This is a genomic window from Gemmatimonadota bacterium, from assembly GCA_026702745.1.
Lineage (GTDB): Bacteria > JAAXHH01 > JAAXHH01 > JAAXHH01 > JAAXHH01 > JAAXHH01.
In genome coordinates, this window is sequence record JAPPBT010000010.1 from 45277 (window position 1) to 52538 (window position 7262).

7 protein-coding genes are annotated in these 7262 nt (G+C 63.5%); all 7 read left to right on the forward strand.

All coding sequences use genetic code 11. From position 1 onward, the window contains the following. The gene (locus tag OXH56_01840; protein ID MCY3554041.1) at positions 1-1026 is read left to right on the forward strand and encodes a thiamine pyrophosphate-dependent dehydrogenase E1 component subunit alpha; all 1026 of its coding nucleotides are present in this window, start codon (positions 1-3) and stop codon (positions 1024-1026) included. Between the two features lie 22 nt (positions 1027-1048). After that, positions 1049-2029: an alpha-ketoacid dehydrogenase subunit beta gene (locus OXH56_01845; protein MCY3554042.1), complete on the forward strand. Its 981-nt coding sequence runs from the start codon at positions 1049-1051 to the stop codon at positions 2027-2029. 118 nt (positions 2030-2147) lie between these two features. After that, on the forward strand, positions 2148-3449 hold the full coding sequence (locus OXH56_01850; GenBank protein ID MCY3554043.1) for a dihydrolipoamide acetyltransferase family protein: 1302 nt from the start codon (positions 2148-2150) through the stop codon (positions 3447-3449). Positions 3450-3482: 33 nt separating this feature from the next. After that, entirely contained in the window at positions 3483-4301 is an 819-nt protein-coding gene (locus tag OXH56_01855) for a DUF72 domain-containing protein (protein MCY3554044.1), read from the forward strand. Positions 4302-4355: 54 nt separating this feature from the next. Then, positions 4356-5756: an extracellular solute-binding protein gene (locus OXH56_01860; protein MCY3554045.1), complete on the forward strand. Its 1401-nt coding sequence runs from the start codon at positions 4356-4358 to the stop codon at positions 5754-5756. 33 nt (positions 5757-5789) lie between these two features. Continuing rightward, on the forward strand, positions 5790-6674 hold the full coding sequence (locus tag OXH56_01865) for a sugar ABC transporter permease (GenBank protein ID MCY3554046.1): 885 nt from the start codon (positions 5790-5792) through the stop codon (positions 6672-6674). Positions 6675-6729: 55 nt separating this feature from the next. Continuing rightward, the coding region (locus OXH56_01870) for a carbohydrate ABC transporter permease (protein MCY3554047.1) at positions 6730-7262 on the forward strand (533 nt) is incomplete at its 3' end.

Consider the following 7262-nt stretch of genomic DNA (forward strand, 5'->3'; position numbering starts at 1 on the left):
ATGAACGTTGAGACCGCCCCCGCCCTGTCCGACCCCGACCTTGCCGCGTCCGACCTCGACGATCTCGGCCTCGGCCGGGACGACTACCGAACCCTCTACCATACCATGCGCCTTCAGCGGGAATTCGAAGAGCGCGTCTACCGTCTCTTCCGGCAGGGCCGGCTCGTGGGCGCGGCCTACGCCGGCGCGGGCCACGAGGCCATCGCCGCGGGAAGCGCCTACGCCCTGGGCGACGCGGACATCCTGGTCCCCATGCACCGGGTGATCGGCGCCCATTTCCTCCGCGGGCACACCGCGCGTGACATGATGTGCCAGTACCTGGGCCGGGCCAACGGACCGACCGCCGGCAAAGACGGCAACATGCACTGCGGCAACTGGGACCACCACATCGTCGGGATGATCAGCCACCTCGGCGCGAACATTCCGGTGGCCGCGGGCGTGGCCCTGGCCAGCAAGGTCCGCGGCGACGGGGCGGTCTCCCTGACCTACATCGGCGAAGGCGGCTCGAGTATCGGCGATTTCCACGAAGGGCTCAACTTCGCGGCCGTACACAGGCTGCCCATGGTGCTGATCGTGGAGAACAACAAGTTCGCCTACTCCACGCCGACCCGGTACGAGTACGCCTGCGAAAACATCGTCGACCGTGCCCGGGGTTACGGCGTCGCGGGCGCGCTGGTGGACGGCACGGACGTCCGCGCCGTGTACAGGGCGACGCGGGACGCCGTGGATCTCGCCCGGGAAGGCGGCGGTCCGACCCTGATCGAAGCCCGTTGCACGCGACTGCTCGGCCACGCCCAGCACGACGACGCCTTCTACGTCCCCAAGGACATCATGGAGGACGGGTGGAACAACGATCCCGTCACGAAGGCCGAGAACCTCCTGCTGGAACGGAAGTACTTCACCCGCGAGGAGATTGACGGGATCCAGGAAGAAGTCAAGGGCATCGTCGACGACGCGGTCGATTACGCGGAACAGAGCCCCCTGCCCGAACCCGAAGAAGCGCTCCAGGGCGTCTACGCGGACTGATGTCCCCAACCGGAACCTGCCCATGCCGCCCGTAACCTACCTTGAAGCCATTTCGTCCGGACTCCGCGAAGAAATGGAACGGGATGAAAGCGTCTTCTGCCTCGGCGAGGATATCGGCGTCTATGGCGGGGCCTTCAAGATCACGAAGGGATTCCTCGACGATTTCGGTGAGGACCGCGTGATCGACGCGCCCGTCGCCGAATCCGTGATCATCGGCGCGGCCATGGGCGCGGCGCTCATGGGCATGCGGCCCGTGGCCGAAATGCAATTCGCCGATTTCATCACCTGCGGGTTCAACCAGCTGGTCAACAACGTGGCCAAGACCCACTACCGCTGGGGGGCCGCGGTACCCCTCGTGGTGCGGTGCCCCTCGGGGGCCATCGGCAACGCCGGTCCCTTCCATTCCCAGAACCCCGAGGCCTGGTTCTGTAAAGTGCCCGGCCTCAAGGTCGTGGCGCCGGCCACGACCTACGACGCGAAAGGCCTGCTCAAGTCTTCGATCCGCGATAACAACCCGGTCCTGTATTTCGAACACAAGGGCCTTTACCGTTTTCCCCGGATCCGGGAAGAAATCCCCGAAGAGGACTATACCGTACCCATCGGCAAGGCAGCGGTCCGCCGGGAGGGCGTCGACGCGACGATCGTGACCTACGGCAAGATGGTCTTTCACAGCCTGGACGCCGCGGAAACATTGGCCGGTGAGGGGGTCGAGACGGAAGTGCTCGATCTGAGATCCCTTCTGCCCTATGACAAGCAGGCCATCCTCGAGTCCGTTCGGAAGACGAACCGGCTTCTGGTCGTCCATGAGGATACGCTGACCGGCGGATTCGGTGGTGAAATCGCCGCGGTGGCGGCCGAAGAAGCCTTCGAACATCTCGATGCACCGGTCCGCAGGCTGGCGGCCATCGACACGCCCGTACCATTCAGTCCGCCGCTGGAGCAATACTTCCTGCCGAACACGGAGAAGGTGACCGCGGCCCTGAGGGAACTCCTGGCCTACTGACCGGCCGGCGCTGATCGTCTTGCACAGGTCGGCCGGCACGTATCGCAGGCACTGATCATCCGGCGTTGATCGCCAGGCACCCATCGTCAGTCACTGAGAGGAAATGCACTTGAACATCGTGATGCCCAGACTCGGCGAGAGCGTGGAAGAAGGAACCGTCATCCGCTGGCTGAAGAAAGTCGGCGATTCGATCGAGCGCGACGAGTCCGTGGTGGAGATCACCACCGACAAGATCGACACGGACATCCCCGCCATCGCGGGCGGCGTGCTGAGCGAAATCCGGGTGGCCGAGGGAACGACGGTGGCCATCGGGGAGGTCATCGGTGTCATCGATACGGGGGATGACGAGGACGCCGGACCGGGCGGACCAGGCGGAACTGGTGACGCCGGGGCAACTGAGCAGGCCGGTGATTCAGGTGGAGAAGTAGAGACGATCGAAGCCGATGAACGGACTCCGGTCGCAGAGACCAGCGAGGGTGGACCGTTGAGGCGCCGGCGTGCCGAGCGCTTCTACTCCCCTCTTGTGTTGCGCATCGCCCGGGAAGAGCGTATAGACATGGCCACGCTCGAAGCCCTGGAAGGCACCGGCAAGGGCGGCCGGTTGACCCGGGACGACCTGCTTGCCTACCTGGAACGGCGCGCATCGCGCATTCCCGAACCGGCCGCGGAACAGGAAGACGAATCGGAATACGTATCGGTATCCCGGCCGGCCGGCACCGAAGACGCCCGCGTCGTGAACCTGGACACCCTGCGCAAGACCATCGCTCAGCACATGGTCCTAAGCAAGCAGGTGTCCCCCCACGTAACCTCCGTGTCGGAAGTCGACATGACCCACGTCGTCCGCTTCCGGGACGAGGCCAGGGAGCGGTTCCAGCAGAAGACCGGCATCCGGCTGACGCTGACCCCCTTCTTCATCACCGCCATCGTCGACGCCCTGCGGGCGAACCCCATGCTGAACGCCACGATGGACGGCGACCGGGTGCTGCAGTGGAAACACGTGAACATGGGGCTGGCGGTCGGTCTGGAAAAGGGCGTCGTCGTACCGGTGATCCGACACGCCGACGAGATGGACTTCGCGGAGATCGCCGAGGCAGCCCACGACCTGGCCAAGCGGGCCCATGACCGCAAGCTTACCCCGGACGACCTGCAGGGCAGCACGTTCACGCTGACGAACCCGGGCATGTGGGCCACGCTATTCGGCACGCCGATCATCAACCAGCCCGAGGCGGGCATCATCGCCACCGGAAGCGTCAAGAAGCAGGTCGTCGTGCAGGCGGACGATTCACTGGCCATCCGGTCCATGATGTTCCTGAGCCTGTCCTTCGATCACCGGTTCATCGACGGCCTCAACGCGGCCCGGTTCATCCGGGACATCACGCAGAACCTGGAGTCTTTCGATACCGACCGGGTCGGGGTCTGACCCGGCTTCCCGGACTGACCGCATGGAGCGGAAATGACACCGGTGCCCGGCTCCCTGCATATCGGCACGATGGGATGGACCTACAGGGACTGGTTCGGATCCTTCTACCCCAACGACGCCGACCGTAAAGTCCTCCTGCAGCACTACGCCCGGGTCTTCGACGCCCTCGAAATCGACAGTACCTTCCACTTCATCCCAAAGCCGGAAGTGGTGACATCCTGGCACGACCGCACCCCCGGGACGTTCCGCTTCACGGCCAAACTCCCCGGTGAGATCACCCATGAACGGGGACTGGTGGATACGGAGGACCTGTTGACCCCGTTTCTGGCCAGCATGGCCCTCCTGGGCGAGCGCCTCGGATGCCTGCTCGTTCAACTTCCTCCCGGATTCCAGTGCAACGAAGAGACGTTCAACCGGGTGGGATCATTCCTGAAACTGTTGCCTGCCAGAGACTTCCGCTTCGCCTTCGAGTTCAGGCACCGGTCTTGGATCAAGCCGGAATTGTTCGATCTCCTCCGGACGCACGGCGTGGCCTGGACCATGCAGGACCATCCCAAAATCATGCCGATCGTCCCCGAAATCACCGCGGATTTCACCTACATACGTTGGATGGGCAATACGGAGGACCCGCACATCGGCCAATTCCGGGAATCCGTCGTGGACCGCAGCCAGGATCTCATCAAGTGGGCGGAACGGCTGAAGCGCGACATCCTCCCCCGGGTCGACACGCTGTTTGGATTCTTCAACAACTACTATTCCGGCCATTCACCCACCGACTGCAATCGGATGAAACGGCTGCTCGGACTGGATACGGCCGCACCCGATTTCGACCGCCAGTTGAGCCTGTTCTGAAACCTGCAGCATTGTTCTGAAACCAGTAGTGCCTGTTCTGAAACGGGTTGCGCCATGGGCAAATCACTCGTGATCGGATCGATCCTGCTGGCAATGTGCGCCTGCGCGGCGGACGCTCCGCCGGACGACGACGAAATACGGCTCACGCTCTGGACCCAGGACTACTGGGTCGGCGTCACCGGCCACGAACTGGACGGCGTCCCGCTGGATGACCCACGGCGGGCGCAGTACACCGTCAAGGACTGGTACAACAAGGTCGCCCGGGACTTCAAGGCGCGGTATCCGGACCGCAAGATCCACATCGACATCGAAACCCTCGACTGGACCAGCGGGTTCCAGAAGATCGATATCGCCGTGGCTTCGGGACGGCCGCCCGACGTCCTGATCAGCACGTCGGGCATCGCGTTGAAATACGCCCGGTTCGGACTCCTGGAAGCCTTCGACGACGATCTCTCCGAGGAAGACATCCGGGACTTCGGAACCTTCTACGGATTCAGCGAGTATGAGGGCAGGCACTACTTCCTGCCCTTCATCGGCGGCAACCGGTACATGGTGGCGAACCTGGAGGTCTTCCGGGAACGGGACGCGGTGCATCTGCTTCCGAGCGAAGGAGACCGGCTCTGGACCTACGATCAGTTCCTGGCCGCCGCCCGAGCGACGACCTTCGACCGCGACGGTGACGGCGAGGTCGACGTATACGGTTTCGCCATGCCCTTCCAGCGGAACTCCCCGCAGCAGGACCAGATGCCCTTTTTCTGGGGGCACGGCGCGCGGCAGTTCAACGACGGCGGCGACAGCCTGGTGATCAACAGCGAGATGGGGGTGAAGGCCCTGCAGTTCATGGTGGACCTGGAACACGTGCACGCCGTGGTCCCGAAGGGCTCCGCCGGGCTGCGCAACAACGACGTGACCGATCTGTGGAACGCGGGCCAGTTAGCGATGCGCCAGGCTCATCACGGTACCCGGCGGTCCCATGAGCGCGCGCTGGAGACCGGCGTGATCGAGGAGGGGGTCATCGAACTCTATCCCATGATGTACCCGTCCCTGCCCGGTATCGATCCCGGCGCCTTCGTCGTGGCCGACTCTCCGTGTGTATTCAGGCAGGAGGACGAGGAAAAACGGGAACTTTCCATTGCCCTGGCGAAGTTCCTGACCAACACCCGCCACGAACGGGAAGCGGCCTACGCCATGTCCACTCTTCCGACCCGGTATTCCGCGCTGGACGTCTGGGCCGACGATCCTTTCCAGCAATACGTTCTGCGCGTGGCGCGTTACGGCACGAAAGACGCCATACAGGGATACGGCATCCCACTGGTGAACATGACCCTGAGCGCCTTCCAGGCCGCCATGTCCCTTCAGGCCACGCCGAAGAAGGCGCTCGACGACCTGGCCAGGCGGGGTAACCGGTTCATTCGCAGAGACATCGAACGCCGCCTGCGCGCGGGGGCGGAGTAAGCGCCGGAGTAAGCGCCGGAGGGTCCCATCGTCTTGAGCTTTACTCGAACGATCTTCAAGGAACGCTGGGCCTACCTGTTCCTCCTCCTGCCCCTCCTGCTTTTCGCGGTCTTCAACATACTGCCCATGGCCGCGACGATCCTCCTCGGTTTCGCCGACTACTTTCCCGGTGGACAACCGGTCTGGACCGGCCTGGAGAACTACGCCTACGCGCTGTCGGACGACCTCTTCTGGAAGGCGCTGGGTATCACGGTCCTGTACACCTGCGGGGTGGTGCCCGCCAGCCTGCTGATCTCGCTGTTCCTGGCCTATGTCATCTTCGGACTGAAATACGCCTGGGCCCAGGTCATCTTCAAATCGGCGTTCTACCTCCCGGTGGTGACGTCCGGGGCGATCCTCTCCCTGGTCTGGCTCTGGCTGTTCAACCCGGCCCGGGGCCTGCTCAACTACGTGCTGTCCTTTGCGGGGCTGGGACCCTTCCTGTGGACCAGCGATCCCCAGATGGCCCTGCCTTCGCTGATGTTCATGGCGATCATGGGCGGGCACGGCGCCGCCATCGTGCTGCTGACCGCCGCCATGGGCGGCATCCCGGCAAGCTACTACGAGGCGGCGCGGCTGGACGGCGCCGGCCCGTGGCGCCAGTACTGGAAGATCACCCTGCCCCTGCTCCGCCCGACGGTGCTCTACCTGCTCGTCACCAGCACGATCGCTTCCTTCCAGGTGTTTACCCAGGTGCTCATGATGACGGGAGGCGGCCCGGACTACGCGACGACCACGCTGGTCTATCTGATCTATACCGACGCCTTCGAGTACTTCGACTTCGGGAAGGCATCGGCCGAAGCGACCCTGCTTTCCCTGAGCCTGGCCGGTATCGCCGTGCTGCAGTACAAGTGGCTGGCCAGCGACGTGGAATACTGATACGAATCGCTGAAACCCACACGTCTCCGAATCAGGACGGATCTGTTACGAGGATATGTTGCAATACGTTTTTAAGGTCCTGCTCGCGCTCTTCGCCGTACTGACGCTGATGCCCCTGTACTGGATCGTCGTTACCGCGTTCCAGACTCCGTCGGTGGTCCTCGCCTTCCCGCCGAGCCTGGTGCCGTCGCCCGCGTCGTGGATCAATTTCGCCCGTTTGTTCAATAGTTCCGAGATCGGCACCTGGATGGCCAATTCCCTCATCGTGACGGGCACGGTGACGGCATCCAACGTGCTCCTCGGCACGCTCGCCGGCTACACGCTGGCCAAGAAGGTCTTTCCGGGGCGCCAGACGATCTTCTGGACGGTGATCAGCCTCATGTTCATCCCGAGCCAGCTGACCATCATCCCGCTCTACGCGCTGATCGTCCAACTGGACTGGATCAATACCTACCAGGCGCTCATTGTCCCGGCGCTGATCATGCCCTTTTCCATTTTCCTGATGAAACAGTTCCTGCAGACGCTGCCCACGGAACTCATCGAGGCTGCGCGCATGGATGGTTGCGGGGAGTGGGGGGTATTTCAGCG

Excerpts from the sequence above, each read along its gene's own strand:
- OXH56_01840 (MCY3554041.1), top strand. The coding sequence starts at position 1 with ATGAACGTTGAGACCGCCCCCGCCCTGTCCGACCCCGACCTTGCCGCG.
- OXH56_01845 (MCY3554042.1), top strand. The coding sequence starts at position 1,049 with ATGCCGCCCGTAACCTACCTTGAAGCCATTTCGTCCGGACTCCGCGAA.
- OXH56_01855 (MCY3554044.1), top strand. The coding sequence starts at position 3,483 with ATGACACCGGTGCCCGGCTCCCTGCATATCGGCACGATGGGATGGACC.
- OXH56_01860 (MCY3554045.1), top strand. The coding sequence starts at position 4,356 with ATGGGCAAATCACTCGTGATCGGATCGATCCTGCTGGCAATGTGCGCC.